This is a genomic window from Janthinobacterium sp. PSPC3-1, assembly GCF_049896105.1.
In the GTDB taxonomy this organism is placed as follows: Bacteria; Pseudomonadota; Gammaproteobacteria; order Burkholderiales; family Burkholderiaceae_D; genus Janthinobacterium.
This window is the reverse complement of the sequence record NZ_JAFCTQ010000006.1, coordinates 20,161-39,813: the sequence shown is the minus strand read 5'-3', so window position 1 is coordinate 39,813 and position 19,653 is coordinate 20,161. Positions and strand designations below refer to the sequence as shown.

18 protein-coding genes are annotated in these 19,653 nt (G+C 61.7%); 3 read left to right on the top strand and 15 right to left on the bottom strand.

The features are described from left to right. The first annotated feature begins 46 nt into the window (after positions 1–46). Positions 47–976, top strand: coding sequence for a LysR family transcriptional regulator (locus ACP7B7_RS08780; protein WP_308922569.1), 930 nt, complete (start codon positions 47–49; stop codon positions 974–976). 4 nt (positions 977–980) lie between these two features. Here ACP7B7_RS08780 and ACP7B7_RS08775 read toward each other — a convergent pair whose 3' ends face one another. From ACP7B7_RS08775 to gyrA, 15 genes are all read right to left on the bottom strand, one after another. After that, on the bottom strand, positions 981–1,292 hold the full coding sequence (locus tag ACP7B7_RS08775) for a ComEA family DNA-binding protein (RefSeq protein ID WP_308922570.1): 312 nt from the start codon (positions 1,290–1,292) through the stop codon (positions 981–983). 159 nt (positions 1,293–1,451) lie between these two features. Continuing rightward, complete coding sequence (gene rfaE1, locus ACP7B7_RS08770) at positions 1,452–2,405, bottom strand: D-glycero-beta-D-manno-heptose-7-phosphate kinase (RefSeq protein WP_426076421.1); 954 nt, start codon at positions 2,403–2,405, stop codon at positions 1,452–1,454. Then, a complete protein-coding gene (locus ACP7B7_RS08765; protein WP_426076420.1) occupies positions 2,402–3,769 on the bottom strand; it encodes a UDP-glucose dehydrogenase family protein in 1,368 nt (455 codons plus the stop codon). The genes rfaE1 and ACP7B7_RS08765 overlap by 4 nt, the downstream gene beginning before the upstream one ends. A 79-nt stretch (positions 3,770–3,848) precedes the next feature. Beyond that, the gene (lapB, locus tag ACP7B7_RS08760; protein ID WP_426076419.1) at positions 3,849–5,024 is read right to left on the bottom strand and encodes a lipopolysaccharide assembly protein LapB; all 1,176 of its coding nucleotides are present in this window, start codon (positions 5,022–5,024) and stop codon (positions 3,849–3,851) included. Positions 5,025–5,069: 45 nt separating this feature from the next. Beyond that, positions 5,070–5,375: a LapA family protein gene (locus ACP7B7_RS08755; RefSeq protein WP_426076418.1), complete on the bottom strand. Its 306-nt coding sequence runs from the start codon at positions 5,373–5,375 to the stop codon at positions 5,070–5,072. A gap of 132 nt (positions 5,376–5,507) precedes the next feature. Beyond that, on the bottom strand, positions 5,508–5,813 hold the full coding sequence (locus tag ACP7B7_RS08750) for an integration host factor subunit beta (protein WP_008446215.1): 306 nt from the start codon (positions 5,811–5,813) through the stop codon (positions 5,508–5,510). Positions 5,814–5,831: 18 nt separating this feature from the next. Then, entirely contained in the window at positions 5,832–7,544 is a 1,713-nt protein-coding gene (gene rpsA / locus ACP7B7_RS08745) for a 30S ribosomal protein S1 (protein ID WP_071650172.1), read from the bottom strand. 112 nt (positions 7,545–7,656) lie between these two features. Beyond that, the gene (cmk, locus tag ACP7B7_RS08740; protein ID WP_426076417.1) at positions 7,657–8,325 is read right to left on the bottom strand and encodes a (d)CMP kinase; all 669 of its coding nucleotides are present in this window, start codon (positions 8,323–8,325) and stop codon (positions 7,657–7,659) included. A gap of 15 nt (positions 8,326–8,340) precedes the next feature. Next, complete coding sequence (gene aroA, locus ACP7B7_RS08735; protein WP_426076416.1) at positions 8,341–9,702, bottom strand: 3-phosphoshikimate 1-carboxyvinyltransferase; 1,362 nt, start codon at positions 9,700–9,702, stop codon at positions 8,341–8,343. A 19-nt stretch (positions 9,703–9,721) separates the two neighbouring features. Next, positions 9,722–10,624 (bottom strand): prephenate dehydrogenase, encoded by a 903-nt coding sequence (locus ACP7B7_RS08730; RefSeq protein WP_308922577.1) that lies wholly within the window; start codon positions 10,622–10,624, stop codon positions 9,722–9,724. A 4-nt stretch (positions 10,625–10,628) separates the two neighbouring features. Continuing rightward, entirely contained in the window at positions 10,629–11,735 is a 1,107-nt protein-coding gene (hisC, locus tag ACP7B7_RS08725; protein ID WP_308922578.1) for a histidinol-phosphate transaminase, read from the bottom strand. Positions 11,736–11,863: 128 nt separating this feature from the next. Further along, the gene (gene pheA, locus ACP7B7_RS08720; protein ID WP_308922579.1) at positions 11,864–12,934 is read right to left on the bottom strand and encodes a prephenate dehydratase; all 1,071 of its coding nucleotides are present in this window, start codon (positions 12,932–12,934) and stop codon (positions 11,864–11,866) included. Positions 12,935–13,012: 78 nt separating this feature from the next. Then, the gene (gene serC, locus ACP7B7_RS08715) at positions 13,013–14,122 is read right to left on the bottom strand and encodes a 3-phosphoserine/phosphohydroxythreonine transaminase (RefSeq protein ID WP_308925819.1); all 1,110 of its coding nucleotides are present in this window, start codon (positions 14,120–14,122) and stop codon (positions 13,013–13,015) included. 15 nt (positions 14,123–14,137) lie between these two features. Continuing rightward, complete coding sequence (locus tag ACP7B7_RS08710; RefSeq protein ID WP_308922580.1) at positions 14,138–14,722, bottom strand: DUF2059 domain-containing protein; 585 nt, start codon at positions 14,720–14,722, stop codon at positions 14,138–14,140. Between the two features lie 73 nt (positions 14,723–14,795). Continuing rightward, complete coding sequence (gyrA, locus tag ACP7B7_RS08705; RefSeq protein ID WP_426076415.1) at positions 14,796–17,483, bottom strand: DNA gyrase subunit A; 2,688 nt, start codon at positions 17,481–17,483, stop codon at positions 14,796–14,798. Between the two features lie 588 nt (positions 17,484–18,071). Here gyrA and ompA point away from each other — a divergent pair. Together ompA and ubiG are read left to right on the top strand one after the other, a co-directional pair. Beyond that, positions 18,072–18,782 (top strand): outer membrane protein OmpA, encoded by a 711-nt coding sequence (ompA, locus tag ACP7B7_RS08700; protein WP_308922582.1) that lies wholly within the window; start codon positions 18,072–18,074, stop codon positions 18,780–18,782. Between the two features lie 124 nt (positions 18,783–18,906). Beyond that, positions 18,907–19,602, top strand: a complete 696-nt coding sequence (ubiG, locus tag ACP7B7_RS08695) for a bifunctional 2-polyprenyl-6-hydroxyphenol methylase/3-demethylubiquinol 3-O-methyltransferase UbiG (protein ID WP_426076414.1) — start codon at positions 18,907–18,909, stop codon at positions 19,600–19,602. Positions 19,603–19,653: the final 51 nt, after the last annotated feature.

The window sequence follows — 19,653 nt, the reverse complement described above, 5'->3', positions numbered from 1 at the left end:
CGCATGATTTGATACCATGACGATCGAATCAATTACAAGGCACCGCATGATTTCCAATGAACGCTTTGCCGGCATCCGCGCCTTTGTGCAAGCCGTCGAGGCCGGCAGCTTCAGCCGCGCCGCACAGCAGCTGGGCCTGTCGCCATCGAGCGTGGGCAAGGCCGTCGCGCGGCTGGAACAACGGCTGGATGTGCGCCTGTTTCACCGCACCACGCGCAGCCTGTCGCTGACCGACGAAGGCCTGGCCTTCCACGACAGCTGCGTGCGGGCGCTGGCGGAACTGGAACAGGCGGAAAATGCGCTGGCCGAGCGCCGTATGCAGCCTGCGGGCCGCCTGCGCATCGCCGTGCCGGTGCTGCTGGGGCGCGACTGGGTCATGCCGCTGCTGCTCAAGCTGGCCGGGGATTACCCGGCGCTGGAAATCGAGGCGCGCTTTTCCAACCAGCCGGTCGACTTTGCCGAGCAAGGCTGCGACCTGGCCGTGCGCATCGGCCTGCTCGACGACAGTGCCAGCCTGGCGGCGCGCCAGCTGGGCATGCAAAAGCTGGTGGTGTGCGCGGCGCCGGCCTACCTGGCGCGGCATGGCGCGCCAGCGACGCCTGGCGCCTTGAACGGCCATGCCTGCATCGGCATGCTGCGTGATGAGCAGCTGGAAGCCTGGCAACTGCGCGAGGCCAACGGGAGCATCAGCGTGCACCTCAGCATGAAAATCAGCGCACGCCTGCGCCTGGGCAATCTGGAAGCGGTCAAGCAGGCGGCGCTGGCCGGCCATGGCCTGGCGCAGCTGCCGCGCTGGCTGGTGGAGCAAGAACTGGCCAGCGGGCAATTGCAAGCGGTGCTGGAAGCGTACGCGGGACCGGGCCTGCCCCTGTACGCCGCCTGGCCCGCCTCGCGCGCCATGACGGCGCGGCTGCGGCTGGTGATCGATACCTTGCGCGGCAATGTGCCGGCCGGCTTGCAAGGAACTGCCGACTGAACGCTTATTTTTTCTCGGCCACTTTCACCGCCGGCTTGACCGCCCCGGCCTTGCCCTGGCCATTGACCTGCAAGCCCGCTTCGGACAGCTTGACGGCGCTTTTCGGGCCGATGCCCTTGACCCGGGTTTCAAAGTCGGACCAGTCCTTGTACGGTCCCTTGGCGCGTTCATCGATGATGGCTTTCGAGGTCGCCGGGCCGATACCCTTGACGCTGTCGAGCGCCGCCTGGTCGGCCTTGTTGACGTCCACCTGGGCCATGGCCAGGCCCATTGTCGCGGCAAGGGTAGCCACGGCCAATACAAGTTGTTTAAACATGGGAAAGTCTCCGTAGTGTGGTTGAAGAACACTGAAACGGCAGACAAGACAGCGCCTGGCCGTCATCGAAGTTTAGCGGACGCGGCATGGGCCGGCGGAGGTGGCGCAGCGGAAGGCCTGCGCCAGATCAAGCGAACTGGCGCAGGCGGTACGGAAGATTTATTGCGGGAACAGTTCCGCGCGCGTGACGGTGGCCGTGCCCAATTTGCCAACCACGATGCCGCCGGCGCGGTTGGCCGTGCGTACGGCGTCGCCCAGGCCCATGCCGGCGCCCAGCATGGCGGCCATGGTGGCGATCACCGTGTCGCCGGCGCCGGACACATCGAACACTTCGCGCGCGTCGGTTGGCATATGCAGCACCTCATCGGCCGTGTACAAGCTCATGCCCTCTTCCGAACGGGTCAGCAGCAAGGCGTCCAGGCCCAGCTGCGAGCGCATCTGCTGGGCACGCTCGGTCAACTGCTCTTCCGTGCTCCAGTTGCCGATAATGCGGCGCAGTTCCGATTTGTTCGGCGTCAGCACCGACGCGCCCGCGTAGCGCGAAAAATCGTCGCCTTTCGGATCGACCATCACGATCTTGCCGGCCGCGCGCGCCGCCTTGATCATGTCGGCCACATTCACCAAACTACCCTTGGCGTAGTCGGACAAAATCACCACGTCGCAGTCGGGCAGCAGGGTATTGAACTGCTTGAGCTTGTCGCGCAGCACCGTATCGCTGGGCGCATCCTCGAAATCGATGCGCAGCATCTGCTGCTGGCGGCCGATCACGCGCAGCTTGATGATGGTGGAAATGGCGGCATCGCGCTGCAGGTGGCTGCGGATGCCGTCCTCGCCCAGCAGGCGCTCGACCTGGCTGCCCGCCTCGTCGTCGCCGACCACGCCCAGCAAACTGGTCTTCGCGCCCAGCGCGGCCGCATTGCGCGCCACGTTGGCCGCACCGCCCAGGCGCTCTTCGCGCTTCTCGATGCGCACGATCGGCACCGGCGCTTCCGGCGAAATACGGCTGACGTCGCCAAACCAGTAACGGTCCAGCATCACGTCGCCCACCACCAGCAGGCGTACCCTGGCCAGGCTGTCGGGCGCCGTCAAGCTTGCCACCTCGTGCGCGCTCATGCCGGCACCTTGATCGAGCGGCCGATGCCGTGGTATTCGATACCATGCATGGCCATGCTGTCCGGCTCGTACAGGTTGCGGCCGTCAAAGATCACCGGCTGTTTCAAGCGCTTCTTGATCAGCTCGAAGTCGGGGCTGCGGAACGCTTTCCACTCGGTCACGATCACCAGCGCGTCGGCGTCGACCAGCGCGTCGGACGGGCTGTCGGCATAGCGGATGTTCGCCAGTTGCTCCGATGTGAGGTCCAGCTGCAGCACGCGCTGCGCCTCCGCCATCGCCACCGGGTCATACACGGCCACGGTGGCGCCGCGCGACAGCAAATCGGCCAGCAGCACCCGCGCCGACGCTTCGCGCATGTCGTCCGTGTTCGGCTTGAAGGCCAGGCCCCAGATGGCGAAGTGGCGCCCGGCCAGGTCATTGCCGAAGCGTGTGATCACCTTGCCGCCCAGGATATGTTTTTGCCTGTCGTTCACGGCTTCGACGGCGCGCAGTATCAGCAGTTCCTGGCCGTGGCCACGGGCCGTGCGTTCCAGCGCCTGCACGTCTTTCGGGAAGCACGAACCGCCATAGCCGCAACCGGCGTACAAAAAGCTGTAGCCGATGCGCGGATCGGAACCGACGCCGCGGCGCACCGCTTCGATATCGACGCCGACCTTGTCGGCCAGGTTGGCCAGTTCATTCATGAACGAGATGCGCGTGGCCAGCATGGCGTTGGCCGCGTACTTGGTGAACTCGGCCGAGCGCACGTCCATCCAGTAGGTGCGCTCGCGGTTGCGGTTGAACGGCGCGTACAGGCTGCGCAGCAGGTCGCGCGCGCGCTCGCCTTCCGGCGTCGTATCGACGCCGATCACGATGCGGTCGGGCCGCATGAAGTCTTCCACGGCCGCGCCTTCCTTGAGGAACTCGGGGTTCGAGGCGACAGAAAACGTGGCATAGGTGGCGCGCAGGTCCAGTTCGGCCTGGATCGCGGCACGCACTTTTTCGGCCGTGCCGACCGGTACCGTCGACTTGTCGACGATAACCTTGTATTCGTTCATGTACTTGCCGATGCCACGCGCGGCGGCCAGCACGTATTGCAGGTCGGCCGAGCCGTCTTCGTCGGGTGGCGTGCCGACGGCGATGAACTGCAGCACGCCATGATGGGCGGCCGCTTCCACGTCAGTGGAAAAGGTCAGGCGGCCGGCGGCGCGGTTGCGCGACACGACTTCTTCCAGGCCAGGTTCATGGATGGGGATGCCGCCGTTGTTGAGCAGTTCGACTTTTTTCGCGTCGAGATCGAGGCAAAAAACGTCATTGCCCAGCTCAGCCAGGCAGGCGCCCGTGACGAGGCCGACATAGCCGGTGCCGATAATGGTGATTTTCATGGTTGTACCGTATGGATAAAAAGCAGGTCTTACATAGAAGTACACGCCACATTGCCCGAGGCAAGGTGACGTGTACGAATCAGTTCATGACGTTGAGTTCTTCTGTGCGGCGCGGCGGGTAAGTCTCCCACTTGTTGCAGCCGGGGCAGTGCCAATAGAACTGGCGCGCCTTGAAGCCGCAGTGGCTGCACTGGTAGCGGGCCAGCTTTTGCGTGTAGCCGTGCACCAGGTTTTTCACCATCGACAATTCGGACCAGATCGCCGCCGGCGCGTCCATCATGCGCGCTTCGAGCAGCTTGTCCAGGCCCAGCAGGGTCGGCGTGCGGCGCAGCTCGGCGCTGACCAGCTGCTTGGCGGCGTCGACGCCGTCCAGGTCCAGCACCGCCTTGAACACCACTTCGATCAAATCGATCGACGACGCTTCCTCCAGGTAGGAACGCAGCAGGTTGATGCCTTCCTGCGGGCGGCCCAGCTTGCTGTATCCATCCATCAGGCGCTGCGCCACCAGCGCCACGTGCGGCACGCTTTGCTGCTCGACGCGACGCCAGGTCATGATCGCTTCTTCCACGTCGCCGCGCGCCAGCAGCACATCGCCCGTCAATATCGTGGCGCGCACGCTCTTGCGGTCGGTCTGCAGCGCTTTTTCCAGCAGCGGCATGGCTTCGTCGGGTTTCAGATGCACCAGCGCGTCATGCGCCAGCTCGCAATAGAACTGCGCGATTTCCTTCTGGCGCGCGCCGGCACCCGATTCCTGCAAGCCCAGCGCCGCTTCGATGGCGCGTGGCCACTCCTTTTCGCGCTGGAAGATTTCCAGCAGCGCCCGGCGTGCCTGCACCGCATATTGCGTCTCGACCAGGCCATTGAAGGTTTCTTCGGCACGGTCCAGCAGGCCCGCTTTCAGGTAATCCATGCCCAGCTCATAAGCGGCGTGCACCTGCTGTTCCTGCGGCAGGTCCGGGCGCGCCAGCAGGTTTTGATGGACGCGGATGGCGCGTTCCGTCTCGCCGCGGCGGCGGAACAGGTTGCCCAGCGCGAAGTGCATGTCGGCCGATTCGGGATCGAGCTTGACGATTTCGATAAAGGAGTCGATCGCCTTGTCATGCTGTTCGGTGAGCAGGAAATTCAGGCCCTTGAAGTAATTGCGCGGCAGGCTGCGCGATTCCGACACCAGCTGATGGATGTCGACGCGCGCGGCGATCCAGCCCAGTGCAAAAAACAGGGGGATGCCCAGGAACCACCAGAGTTCAAATTCCATGCGATAGTTTTTATTCGTATAAAAGGAAAAAGGAAGACCGCAGCATCAAGGCTGGGTGCTGACGCCGTCCGGTTGCGGCTGCACATTCGACGACACGCCGACAGTCTGCAGCGCGGCGATCGTGGTTTTTTGCCGGGTCGCTTCACGGCGGTGGCGGAACACGGTCGGTGTCAGGGCCAGTACGCCCAGGCTGGCGCCGGCGACAAAAAAGCCCAGCAGCATCAGGACCAGCGGACCACGGATTTCATAATTGAGGAAGACATGCAGGTCGACCACCTGCGCATTCTTCAGCGCAAAGCCGAAGAACAGGACGAAAAGAACACAGCCAACGATGGTGGAGATGATTTTCATCGATAGGTCCAGACCAAGAAAAACGGCAATACAAAGGGGGTTCGTGCCACACGGCACAAAGCTTCGCCATATTAACAAAAAAAAGCGGCATCCAAGGACGCCGCTCTTTGTTTTCCGCCTTCCAGCAGACGATTAATCCTCGATGATCGGTTGTCCGACCATCGCGTCCACGCGCTCGCGCAACTGTTTGCCCGGCTTGAAGTGGGGCACCCGTTTTTCAGGCACCATCACTTTGTCGCCCGACTTCGGGTTGCGGCCGATGCGCGGTGGCCGGCTGTTCAGGGCAAAACTGCCAAAACCGCGGATCTCGATGCGCTGGCCGGTCGCCAGGGCGTTGGTCATCGCATCGAGAATGGTCTTGACGGCATACTCCGCATCTTTCGCCACCAGCTGAGAATAACGCTCAGCGAGGCGGTTGATCAGCTCGGATTTTGTCATCTGCCAGTATCCGCAGTCTTAGTTCTTGTTATCGAACTTGGCTTTCAACAAGGCGCCCAGGCTGGTGGTGCCCGAAGCTGCGTTGTTGTCGGTAGCGGCCATCTTCTGCATGGCTTCCTGGGTTTCAACGTTGTCTTTCGCTTTGATCGACAGTTGGATACCACGGGCTTTGCGGTCGATGTTCAGCACCATTGCTTCAACGGTGTCGCCAACTTTCAGGTGCGTACCAGCATCTTCAACGCGGTCGCGCGAGATTTCGGAAGCGCGCAGGTAGCCTTCAACTTCTTCGGACAGTTGGATCACGGCGCCTTTAGGCTCAACCGATTTAACGGTACCGGTTACCAGCGAGCCTTTGTCGTTCATGGCTGCGAAGTTGTTGAATGGGTCACCTTCCAGTTGCTTGACGCCCAGGGAAACGCGCTCGCGCTCAACGTCGATGGCCAGAACGATGGCTTCCAGTTCGTCACCTTTCTTGAAGCGACGCACGGCTTCTTCGCCGGTTTCGGTCCAGGACAGGTCGGACAGGTGCACCAGACCGTCGATGTTGCCGGCCAGGCCGATGAACACGCCGAAGTCGGTGATCGATTTGATCGCGCCGCGGACTTTGTCACCTTTCTTATGGGTAACACCGAAGTCGTCCCATGGATTGGCTTTGCACTGTTTCATGCCCAGCGAAATACGACGACGCTCTTCGTCGATTTCCAGAACCATTACTTCTACTTCGTCGCCCAGTTGGACAACTTTGTTAGGAGCAACGTTTTTGTTCGTCCAGTCCATTTCGGAAACGTGTACCAGACCTTCGATACCTTGTTCCACTTCAACGAATGCGCCGTAGTCGGTCAGGTTCGTTACTTTACCGAACAGACGGGTGCTTTGTGGGTAACGACGGGACAGACCGGTCCAAGGATCGTCGCCCAGTTGTTTCACGCCCAGCGAAACACGGTTTTTCTCTTGATCGTATTTCAGGACTTTGGCGGTGATTTCCTGGCCAACCGTCAGGACTTCCGACGGGTGACGTACACGGCGCCATGCCAGGTCGGTGATGTGCAGCAAGCCATCGATACCGCCCAGATCCACGAACGCGCCGTAGTCGGTGATATTTTTGACGACGCCGGTCACGACCGTGCCTTCTTTCAGCGTTTCCATCAGTTTCTGACGCTCTTCGCCCATCGAAGCTTCGATGACGGCGCGACGCGACAGAACCACGTTGTTACGCTTGCGGTCCAGTTTGATGACCTTGAATTCGAGGGTCTTGCCTTCGAATGGGGTGGTATCTTTTACTGGGCGGGTGTCAACCAGCGAACCCGGCAGGAATGCGCGGATGCCGTTGGTCAGGACGGTCAGGCCGCCTTTGACTTTGCCATTGACGGTACCGACGACGATTTCGCCCGATTCCATCGCTTTTTCCAGGGCCAGCCACGAAGCCAGACGCTTGGCTTTATCGCGCGACAGGATGGTATCGCCGAAACCGTTTTCCAGCGATTCGATCGCCACGGAAACGAAGTCACCAACTTTGACTTCCAGTTCGCCGTGGTCGTTCTTGAATTCTTCGACAGGGATGAATGCTTCGGATTTGAGGCCGGCGTTAACGATCACGAAATTGTGGTCGAGGCGCACGACTTCAGCGGAAATAACTTCGCCGGAGCGCATATCTTGACGCGACAACGATTCCTCGAAGAGCGCAGCAAAACTTTCCATACCGGTAGATTCGTTAGTTGTAACAGTAGACATAGGGTTCACACAGGTTATCCAGCAGAGATCGCACGATGCGACTTAAACTGGGTTAGGTTTTTGACACACCCGGACAGGCCAGGAGCCGTCAACGGGCACCACATAGCTCACGCTATTTCATTGCAGCTGCATGCCATTTCAACACGGTGTCGACGGCTTCATCAGCCGTCATCGCCGACGTATCGAGCACATGCGCCCCTTCCGCGGGGACCAGCGGCGCAATCGCACGGTGAGTATCACGTTCGTCCCGCGCCTGCAAATCCATCAGAAGGTCTTCCATATTAGCAGAAAAACCCTTGTCTATCAATTGCTTGTAACGCCGTTGCGCGCGCGCCTCGACACTGGCCGTCAAAAACACTTTCAACTGGGCATGCGGAAAGATCACCGTGCCCATGTCGCGCCCGTCGGCCACCAGGCCCGGCGTCTTGCGAAAACCCAGCTGCAGGCTGACCAGCGCATGGCGCACGGTTGGCAGCACGGCAATCTTCGATGCCGTGTTGCCGACCTCTTCCGCGCGGATCTGCTCGGTGACGTTTTCATGCGCCAGCAAGATCTCGCCATTGGCAAAGTGACAAGGCAGATGTTCGGCCAGCTTGGCCAGCGCGTGCTCGTCGCGCAGGTCGGTGCCACGGCGCAGCGCCGTCAGCGCTGTCAGGCGGTACAGCGCGCCCGAATCGAGATAATGAAAGCCGAGCTTGTCGGCCACGCGGTGCGCCACCGTGCCCTTGCCGGAAGCGGTGGGGCCGTCGATGGCGATGACCGGGATATGGGTTGTGGACATGGTTGGCTTTATCGATTAAATCAAAGTGTCTTTGGCAATCCCCGCAAACGCGGCGAAATACTCGGGGAAGGTCTTGGCCACGCATTTCGGGTCATTGATGCGCATTTCATTGCCACGACGGGCGGCGCCGTCCAGCGAGGCGAGCGAAAAGCACATCGCCATGCGGTGGTCGTCATAGGTGTCGATGGTGGCGGCAGAGATCTCGGCCGGCGGCGTCACGCGCAGGTAGTCGGCGCCCTCTTCCACTTCGGCGCCCAGCTTGCGCAATTCGGTCGCCATCGCCGCCAGGCGGTCGGTTTCCTTCACCCTCCAGCTGGCGATATTGCGCAAGGTACTGGTGCCGTCCGCATACAGCGCCGCCACCGCGATCGTCATGGCCGCGTCGGGAATATGGTTGAAGTCCATGTCGACCGCCTTCAGGGGCCCGTTCGAGCGCGCCTCGATCCAGTTCTCGCCCATGGTAATCGTCGCGCCCATCTGCTGCAGGGCTTCGACGAAACGCACATCGCCCTGGATGCTGTCGCGCCCCACGCCTTCCACCCGCACCGGGCCGCCGCCGATCGCGCCGGCCGCCAGGAAGTAGGACGCCGACGAGGCGTCGCCTTCGACGTGGATGGTGCCGGGGCTTTGATACTGCTGGCCAGGCTGCACCGTGAACGACTGCCAGCCGTCATGTTCGACCGTCACGCCGAAGCGCTGCATCAGGTTCAGCGTGATTTCGATATACGGCTTCGAGATCAGTTCTCCCGTCACGTCGATGGTCACCGCATGGTCGCGCGCCATCAAAGGCGCCACCATCAGGAGGGCCGTCAGGAACTGGCTCGACACATTGCCGCGCACGGCGATGCGCTGGGCATGGATATGGCCGCGGCGGATGCGCAGCGGCGGAAAGCCGTGCTCGCCCGTGTATTCGATCTGCGTGCCGACCGCGTTCAGCGCGTCGACCAGGTCGCCGATCGGACGCTCGTGCATGCGCGATACGCCGTGCAGCGTGTAATCGCCACCGATCACGGCCAGAGCCGCCGTCAGCGGGCGGATCGCCGTGCCGGCATTGCCCATGAACAGATCCGCTTCGTGATTCGGCAACACGCCGCCGCAGCCTTCCACATGGTGCACCTGGTGCAAGCTGGCGGCATCCGCATTCAGGTCGAGTTCATCCTGGGTCCACTTCACGCCCAGCGAGGTCAGCGCGGTCAGCATGACGAAAGTGTCGTCCGAGGCCAGCAGGTCGACGATCTTGGTCGTGCCCTTGGCCAGCGCGGCCAGCAGCAGCACGCGGTTCGAGATGCTTTTCGAGCCGGGCAGGCGCACCGTGCCTTCGGCGTGGATCACCGGCTTCAGATCGATATGGTGGGGGTAGTGCTTGGTCTGGGTCATGCTCAATCCTTCAAAAATTTTAGGTAGGCGCCGGTGTTTCCGCCGTTTCAATCGCCTCTATCCATTGCTGCCGCGCGTGCTGTGCGTTGACGTAGACATGTTCAATCGCCGCGCCATCCTTGGCCGCCAGGTGCGCGCGCAAGGCGCTCAGCTGCGCCATATAGGAATCGAGCTCGGCCAGCAGCGCCGGCTGGTTGGCCAGGCTGATATCGCGCCACATTTCGGGCGACGAGCCGGCAATCCGCGTAAAGTCGCGAAAACCGCTGGCCGCATATTGAAACAGCAGGCCGGCATGGGGCTTGTTGGCGATATCGTCGACCAGCGCAAAGGCCAGCAAGTGCGGCAGATGGCTGACGGCGGCAAATACCTTGTCGTGTTCTTCGGGGCTCAAGGTATGCAAAATGGCGCCGCAGGCGCGCCAGGCGGCAGCCACTTTCTCCACATCGGCTTCAGCGTTTTCCGCCAAGGGCGTCAGCACCACTTTCTTGCCCTGGTACAGATCGATAATGGCCGCATCCGGCCCGTTGGTTTCGCGGCCCGCGATCGGGTGGCCGGGCACGAACTGCGCCACCTTGTCTTTCAACGCCTCGCGCGCCGCCAGCACCACATCGGACTTGGTGCTGCCCGCATCGGTGACGATGGTACCCGGCCGCAGATGCGGCGCGATCGCCGCCAGGATGGCGCCGGTCTGCGCCACGGGCGCCGCCAGCAGCACCAGGTCGGCGCCGTTCAAGGCTTCGGCCATGTCGCCGCCTATCTCGTCGATGATGCCGAGTTCCAAAGCGCGCGCCATCGACGCCTGCGAGCGGCCCATGCCGACCACGTTGTGGACCGCGCCCGCATGCTTCAGGGCGCGCGCAAACGAGCCGCCGATCAGGCCCGCGCCAAAGATGACAACCTTGTTCAATCCAGGCGTCATCATGGGATCAAGCCAGCGCTTTCGTCAGCGCGGCGATAAAGATGGCGTTTTCCTGCGGCAGGCCGATGGAAATGCGCAGCCATTGCGGCAAGCCATAGCTGCCGACCGGACGCACGATCACGCCCTGTTTCAGCAATGCCAGGTTGACGCGCGCACCGGCTTCGTCGTCATCGCCCACTTTCACCAGCACGAAGTTGCCGTGCGACGGCACATATTCCAGGCCCAGCGCCTCGAATGCTTCCGTGAACTGCTGGTAGCCGGCCGCGTTGTTGCGCGCGCTTTTTTCCAGGAATTCCTTGTCGTTCAGGGCGGCGATCGCGGCTGCCTGCGCCATCGAGTTCACATTGAACGGCTGGCGGATACGGTTCATCAGGTCCGTCAGCACCGGCTGGGCGATGGCAAAGCCCACGCGCAGTCCGGCCAGGCCATACGCCTTCGACAGGGTGCGCGACACCACCAGGTTCGGATACTGGCGCACCCAGTCGGTCGACTCGTACTGGTCGTCGGCCGACAGGAATTCGTTATAGGCTTCGTCCAGCACGACGACGACATGCTGCGGCACTTTCTGCAGAAACGCTTCGATCTGCGCGGCCGACAAAAAGGTGCCGGTCGGGTTGTTCGGATTGGCGATAAACAGCAGGCGCGTGTCGTCGGTAATGGCCGCGGCCATCGCGTCGAGGTCATGGCCATAGGCCTGCGCCGGCACCACCAGGTGGCGCGCGCCCAGGCCCTGCGTGGCCAGTGCATACACGGCAAAGGAATACTGCGAATACACGACCGCCTGGCCGTGCTGCACGAACGCGTGCGCGGCAATTTCCAGGATATCGTTGCTGCCGTTGCCCAGGGTGATCCAGTCGGCCGGCACGTCATAGCGCTGCGACAGCACGGCTTTCAGGTCGAAACCGTTGGCGTCCGGGTAGCGGCCCAGGTCATCGATGGCGGCGATCATCGCCTGCTTGGCCGAGTCCGGCATGCCATACGGGTTTTCATTCGAGGCCAGCTTGACGATGGAGGCTTCGTCGAGACCGAATTCACGCGCAACTTCCGCGATCGGTTTGCCGCTCTGGTAAGGAGCGATGGCGCGGACGTATTCAGGACCGATATTTTTAGACATGGTGTGCTTTAAAAGTTGGTAATTGATTGGGCTGGTGGCTGTTGTTGGGTTACGCTGCGCTAACCCAACCTACGGCTTATTGTAGGTCGGATTAGGCCGCAGGCCGTAATCCGACACCACCGTTGGCGTCACAAGCTGACCGGATACGACCCCAGCACCTTGAAGAACGCCGCATTGCCCTGCAGTTCAGCCAGCGCCTGCGCCACGGCCGGGTTGTGCACGTGGCCTTCCACATCGACATAGAAATAATACTCCCAGCTGCCCATGCGGGCCGGGCGCGACTCGAAGCGCGTCATCGACACGCCGTGCTTGGCCAGCGGCGCCAGCAACTGATACACGGCGCCGGCCTTGTTCGGCACGGCCAGTACCAGCGAGGTCTGGTCCTTGCCCGACGGCGCCGTTTGCAGCGTTCCCACCACGGCAAAGCGGGTACGGTTGTGCGGGTCGTCCTGGATATGGCCCTTGACCACGCCCAGCTTGTACTGGGCGCCGGCCAGTTCGCTGGCAATCGCCGCGACCGCACCGTCTTCGCCGGCCAGGCGCGCCGCTTCCGCGTTCGAGGCCACGGCGTGGCGCGCGATATTCGGGTAGTGCTGGTTCAGCCATACCTGGCACTGGGCCAGCGCCTGCGAGTGGGCGCAGATCGAGGTCACGCCGTCCATATTGCCGCTCTTCGTCATCAGGCTGTGATGCACGGCGATCGACACTTCGCCACTGATGATCAGGCTCGTTTGCAGCATCAGGTCCAGCGTGCGGTTGACGGCGCCTTCCGAGGAATTCTCGATCGGCACCACGCCAAAGTCCGCCGTGCCCGCTTCGGCCGAGCGGAACACTTCATCGATGGAGGCGCACGGCAGGCCTTCGACGGCGCTGCCGAACTGCTGGTACACGGCCTGCTCGCTGAAGGTGCCGGCCGGGCCCAGGTAGGCGACGGTGACGCGCTTTTCCAGCGAGCGGCAGGACGACATGATTTCGCGGAAGATGGTCTGCACTTCGCGGTCGCCCATCGGGCCGGGGTTGCGCTCGGCCACGCCGCGCAGCACCTGCGCTTCGCGCTCGGGGCGGAACACGGGCGCCTGGGTTTCGGCCTTCACATGGCCCACTTCCTGCGCGATCAGCGCGCGGCGGTTCAGCAGGTCGAGGATTTGCGCGTCGATCGCATCGATCTGTTCGCGCAGGGGTTTCAATTTATCGGTCATGGTGTTGTTTCGTCAGCTGTACTTCAATCATGGCCGCACGGCCTGCGCCGGCGGCGGCCGGCGCTCGTCGATGCGACGTCAGCGTCCGGCAAACTCGTTCAAATAATCGACCAGGGCTTGCACGCCTTCGATCGGCATCGCGTTATAGATCGATGCGCGCATGCCGCCGACGGACTTGTGGCCCTTCAGTTGCAGCAGGCCGCGCTGCTTCGCGCCGGCCAGGAAGGCGTCGTTCAGGCTTTCGTCGCGCAGGTAGAACGGGATCGTCATGCGCGAACGGTATGGTGGTGCGACACGGTTCTGGTAGAAGTCGTCCGCGTCCAGCGCCGCGTATAGCAGCGCCGCTTTCTCAATATTACGCTGTTCCATGGCCGCCACGCCACCTTGCTTTTTCAGCCACTGGAATACCAGGCCGGCGATATAGATGCCATAGGTGGGCGGCGTGTTGTACATCGACTCGTGTTCGGCCACGTTGGCCCAGTCGAAGGCCGACGGGCAAATCGGCAGCGCATGGCCCAGAAGGTCGTCGCGCACGATCACCACCGTCAGGCCGGCCGGGCCGATATTCTTCTGCGCGCCACCGAAGATCACGCCGTACTGCGACACGTCGACCACCCGCGACAAAATATGCGAGGACATGTCGGCGACGATGGTGGTGCCGGCGGGGACTTGCGGCGCCTGCTGGAACTCGACGCCGTCGATGGTTTCGTTGGTGCAGATATGCAGGTAGGCGGCGCCCGGCGTCAGCTTCCATTCATCGACTGGCGGCACACCAGTGAAACCGGCCGCCTGCGACGAAGCGGCCACATTCACCTTGGCATATTTGGCCGCTTCCTTGATGGATTTGCCGGACCACGAACCCGTCTGCACGAAGTCGATGGTGGCCGGCTGGTTTGCCGCCAGGCCCACCAGGTTCATCGGGATAATGGCGTTTTCGCCCAGGCCACCACCCTGCAGGAACAGGATCTTGTAGTTGTCGGGTACGGCCAGCAGCTCGCGCAGGTCGGCCACGGCCTGCTTGTAGATGGAAATGAATTCGGGGCCGCGGTGGCTCATTTCCATCACCGACATGCCGCTGCCATGCCAGTCCAGCATTTCGGCTGCGGCTTGCGCCAGCACTTCCTTGGGCAGCACGGCGGGGCCGGCGGAGAAGTTATAAATCGGGTTGACGACAGCTTGGGTCACGATGCATTCCTCAGATTGTTAATGCGGCGGCTGCGTGGCCGCCCGCAGGACTTGTTCCAGCACGGCGTTGACGCGGGGAATCAGCACGCGCTGGCTGATCGCCATCGACTCGGCCGACAGTTGCGGCATGGTGGCCAGCATCTTGCGGCCCAGCGGCGTCTGGTAGAACGCCGTCAGTTGCTCGATTTCCTGCACCGTGTAATAGCGTGCGTACAAGGGCACCATTTCGGCGCCCAATTCGTCGATCAGGCTCTGGTCGCCCAGCACCTGGGTCAGGGTGGCCACGGCCAGCGGAATCTCCTCTTCCGCATTGGCCAGCGCGCGCGCCTTGCGCTCTTCCGTGAGCTCGGCGTTGCCGCTGATATTCTGCACGGCGGCCTGGCGCATCATGGCCGGCACCGATTGCAGCATCTGGTCGAAAATCTGCCGCGTCAGCGCGGGGAACTGCATCGCGTCCAGCATGCGGCGCACGGCCACCTTCATGGCCGGGCTGGGCGCGATCTGGCGCGCGGGCGCCGCCTGGGTGCTCTGGGCCAGGGCCGGCAGGGTGGCAAGAAAGGCCAGCGAAAAGGCGGCAAAAAAAGTGGCGACGATTTTTCTCATGGCGGTTCAGTATTGAATAGGGTAAAAAGCGCGCGCAATAGCAATTGGGGCTCCCGAAAGAGCCCCAATCATCTTACTCCGGCTGCGCCGGGTCCGTCTCGTCGCTCGCCGGGTCGGCCGGATCGACGCTCGCCACCGGTACCGCAGCGGCCTCCGTCGTCAGCTCGACTTCGTCGATATCGGTTTCGACCACGCGCTGCAGGCCAGACAGCTTGGTGCCGTCCTCCACCGCGATCAGGGTCACGCCTTGCGTGGCGCGGCCCATTTCGCGGATCTCCGACACGCGGGTGCGGATCAATACGCCACCGGTGGTGATCAGCATGATTTCGTCGGTCGTGTTGACCAGGGTGGCGGCAACCACTTTACCGTTGCGCTCACTGGTCTGGATCGCGATCATGCCTTTCGTGCCACGGCCATGGCGCGTGTACTCGAGGATCGGCGTACGCTTGCCGTAACCGTTTTCGGTGGCCGTCAGCACCGACTGCTGCTCGTTCTCTGCCACCAGCAGCGCGATCACGTGCTGGCCTTCTTCCAGGTTCATGCCGCGCACGCCGCGCGCCGTGCGGCCCATCGGACGCACATCGTTTTCGTCGAAGCGCACCGCCTTGCCCGAATCCGAGAACAGCATCACGTCGTGCTTGCCGTCGGTCAGCGCCGCGCCGATCAGGAAGTCGCCGTCGTCCAGGTCGACCGCGATGATGCCGGCCTTGCGTGGATTGCTGAAGTCCTTCAGCGGCGTCTTCTTGACGGTGCCCAGGCTGGTCGACATGAAGACATAATGGTCTTCCGGGAACGTGCGGTTCTCGCCCGACAATGGCAGGATCACGGTGATCTTTTCGTTGTCCTGCAGCGGGAACATGTTGACGATTGGTTTACCGCGCGAGTTGCGCGAGCCTTGCGGCACTTCCCATACCTTCAACCAGTACATGCGGCCACGATCCGAGAAGCACAGGATGTAGTCGTGCGTGTTGGCGATGAACAGCTGGTCGATCCAGTCTTCCTCTTTGGTCGCCATCGCCTGCTTGCCGCGTCCGCCGCGCTTCTGCGCGCGGTATTCGCTGATCGGCTGCGCCTTCATGTAACCGGTGTGCGACAGGGTCACCACCATGTCCTGCGGGGTGATCAGGTCTTCGGTTTCCAGGTCGGTCGCGTTCAGTTCGATCTGCGAACGGCGCACGTCCTTCTTGCCGGCGCCGTATTCGTTCATCGCCAGCGTCATTTCGTCGGTGATGATGACGGTCACGCGTTCCGGTTTGGCCAGGATGTCGAGCAAGTCGGCGATATGTTCCATCACTTCCTTGTACTCGTTGACGATCTTGTCCTGCTCCAGGCCGGTCAGGCGTTGCAGGCGCATCTGCAGAATCTCTTGCGCCTGGTCGTCCGACAGCTTGTACAGGCCGTCGGCCTGCATGCCGTAGTGCTTCGGCAGGTTTTCCGGACGATACGCATCCACGCCGCCCGGCGTATTGCCGTCGCCGGTGCGGGCCAGCATCTCGCGCACCACGGACGAATCCCATGGACGCGCCATCAGCTCGACCTTGGCGATCGGCGGCGTCGGCGCGGCCTTGATGATGGCGATGAAGTCATCGATATTGGCCAGCGCAACGGCCAGGCCTTCGAGCACGTGGCCGCGTTCGCGCGCCTTGCGCAGTTCGAACACGGTGCGGCGCGTGACCACTTCGCGGCGGTGCGACAGGAAGCATTGCAGCATCTGCTTCAGGTTCAGCAGCTTCGGCTGGCCATCGACCAGCGCCACCATGTTCATGCCGAAGGTGTCCTGCAACTGGGTCTGCTTGTACAGATTGTTCAGCACCACTTCCGGCACTTCGCCGCGTTTCAGCTCGATCACCACGCGCATGCCCGATTTGTCGGACTCGTCGCGGATGTCGGAAATGCCTTCCAGCTTCTTGTCGCGCACGTTTTCGGCGATGCGTTCCAGCAGGGATTTCTTGTTGACCTGGAATGGCAGCTCGTCGACGATGATGGCGATGCGCCCGCCGTCCTTGCCGTATTCCTCGAAGTGGGTCTTGGCGCGCATCACCACGCGGCCACGGCCGGTGCGGTACCCGTCGCGCACGCCCGAGACGCCATAGATGATGCCGGCGGTCGGGAAGTCCGGCGCCGGGATCAGTTCGATCAGTTCATCGATCGTGCAGTCCGGATTGCGCAGCACGTGCAGCGCGCCGTTGATCACTTCGGTGATGTTGTGTGGCGGAATATTGGTCGCCATGCCGACGGCGATACCGGACGAACCGTTGATCAGCAGATTCGGAATGCGGGTCGGCAGGACCGACGGTTCCTTTTCCTTGCCATCGTAGTTGGGCACGAAGTCGACGGTGTCCTTGTCGATGTCGGCCAGCAGTTCGCCGGCGATCTTGTCCAGGCGGCACTCGGTGTAACGCATGGCGGCGGCGGCGTCGCCGTCGACGGAACCGAAGTTACCCTGGCCATCGACGAGCATGTAGCGCAGCGAAAAATCTTGCGCCATGCGCACCAAGGTGTCGTAGATCGACGCATCGCCGTGGGGGTGGTACTTACCCATGGTTTCGCCGACCACGCGGGCGCACTTGACGTAAGGGCGATTCCACACGTTGTTCATTTCATGCATCGCGAACAGGACGCGGCGGTGCACTGGCTTCAAGCCATCACGCGCGTCAGGCAAGGCCCGACCGACGATCACGCTCATGGCGTAATCGAGGTAGCTCTTGCGCATCTCTTCTTCGAGGGAAATAGGGATTGTTTCTTTTGCGAATTGATCCATTGGCGGTTCGACTGATCTCAGGCTGTGGTTAACTTATCTGCTACGCAATGTATGACGCAATACTGCATATCCTGGGCGGCTGTTGTCGTGGAGTGGCTGGCAAAAGGGGCGGGACGGTTGCAGGAGAGCAGCGCCGCCATCGGCTTTTTGTCAGGCACGCCCAACAGTCAAGCGTACGATTTTAGCATGCGCGCCCTGCCGCAAGTGCAAATTGCCAGGCGTGCCGCAAATTCCAAAGCCATGCCGGGCGCGCACCGGCACTGTGCATGATTGCTTGACAATAGTGCATATCAGCAATATCAGTTCAAGTACTCTGCCCACAAAACAGGCACAAAATGTAACCGGATGTCACGGGCGCGTCATAATCGGGCATTTTCGTTGCGTAGTTACAACATGCAGTCTAAAATCGCGGAAGCTTTGATTTGCCCACGGTCGTGCGCTACGGATGCGTGTGGCAAAATGAAGTAGAAGTTAATTGCTAGTTTCGCAATCTGAACGAGCGTTGTGGTCGACATGATAAAATCCCGGCATGTAAGACCAGTAGCGCCGTGTTGTTCTGCGGATATCACCCCCCGAAAGGAAAAAAGAATGAATAAATTTGTAACGCTGTTTTTCGCTGCATCCGCAGTGATTGCTGGCTCGGCTTCGGCTCAAACCCCAACCTCGCCACCATTCGCTCCAGTGACCACCGACATCAAAGCACCAACGCCAAAGAGCGCCTATGTGCAAGATGCCCGCGGCGTAATCGTGCGTGACCCATTCGGCCTGTGCTGGCGTACCGGCTACTGGACACCTGCTGACGCGGTGCCAGGTTGCGACGTGCCACTGTGCGTAGAACCAGAAACCCTGCAAAACGGCAAATGCGTGGCTCCTCCGCCACCAGCAGCACCAGCGCCTGCTCCAGCACCAGCGCCAGTGGTTGTGCCAGTACCAGCAGCACCGACCTCGGAAAAAGTCAGCTTCGCCGCTGATGCCTTCTTCGACTTCGACAAAGCGACCCTGAAACCAGAAGGCAAGTCGAAACTGGATCAGCTGACCACCCAACTGGGCGGCATCAACCTGGAAGTCATCATCGCCGTCGGTCACACTGACTCGGTCGGTACCGATGCTTACAACCAGAAACTGTCGGTACGTCGTGCTGATGCTGTCAAAGCCTACCTGGTTTCCAAAGGCGTTGAAAGCAACCGCGTGTACACCGAAGGCAAAGGCGAGAAACAGCCAGTTGCTGACAACAAAACCGCCGAAGGCCGTGCGAAAAACCGTCGCGTGGAAATCGAAGTTGTTGGTACCCGCAAGTAATTGCCCCACCGGCTGCGCCTGATCTGTCCATCAGATCAAGCGCAATCGATAAAAACCCCGCCACGGCGGGGTTTTTTTTCGTCCGTGGCTGCCCGTTTCGAAAAATGCCGCTATCATTCCACCCATGAACGCCGACCCTCTTGAAATCCAAAAATTCAGTGAGCTGGCCCACCGCTGGTGGGACCCCACTTCCGAGTTTCGTCCCCTGCACGAAATTAACCCCCTGCGCCTGGAATGGATCAACGCGAAAGTGCCGCTGGCCGGCAAGCGCGTGATCGACATCGGCTGCGGCGGCGGCATCCTGGCCGAATCGATGGCCCGCAAGGGCGCCAATGTGACGGGCATCGACCTGTCCGAAAAAGCCCTGAAGGTGGCCGACCTGCACAGCCTGGAATCGGGCGTGAACGTGCGTTACAAGCTGATCGCCGCCGAAGCCATGGCCGCCGAAGAAGCGGGCCAGTACGACGTGGTGACCTGCATGGAAATGCTCGAGCACGTGCCCGACCCGGCCGCCATCGTGCAAGCCTGCGCCGCGCTGGTCAAGCCCGGTGGCCATATCTTCATGTCGACCCTGAACCGCAACCCGAAAGCGTATCTGTTCGCCGTGCTGGGCGCCGAATACATCCTGCGCCTGCTGCCGAAAGGCACGCACGACTACGACAAATTCATCACCCCGGCCGAACTGTCGCAATTTGCGCGCAGCGCCGGCCTGGACGTGAACAGCATGCGCGGCATGGGCTACAATCCCCTGACCAAGATCTACTCGCTGAACAACGATACCAGCGTCAACTACCTGGTGGCCTGCACCCGGCCTTTGTAAGCCAAAAGCAACAATCAAGGCGGCTGCGGCCGCCATTTTTCATTTTTACCC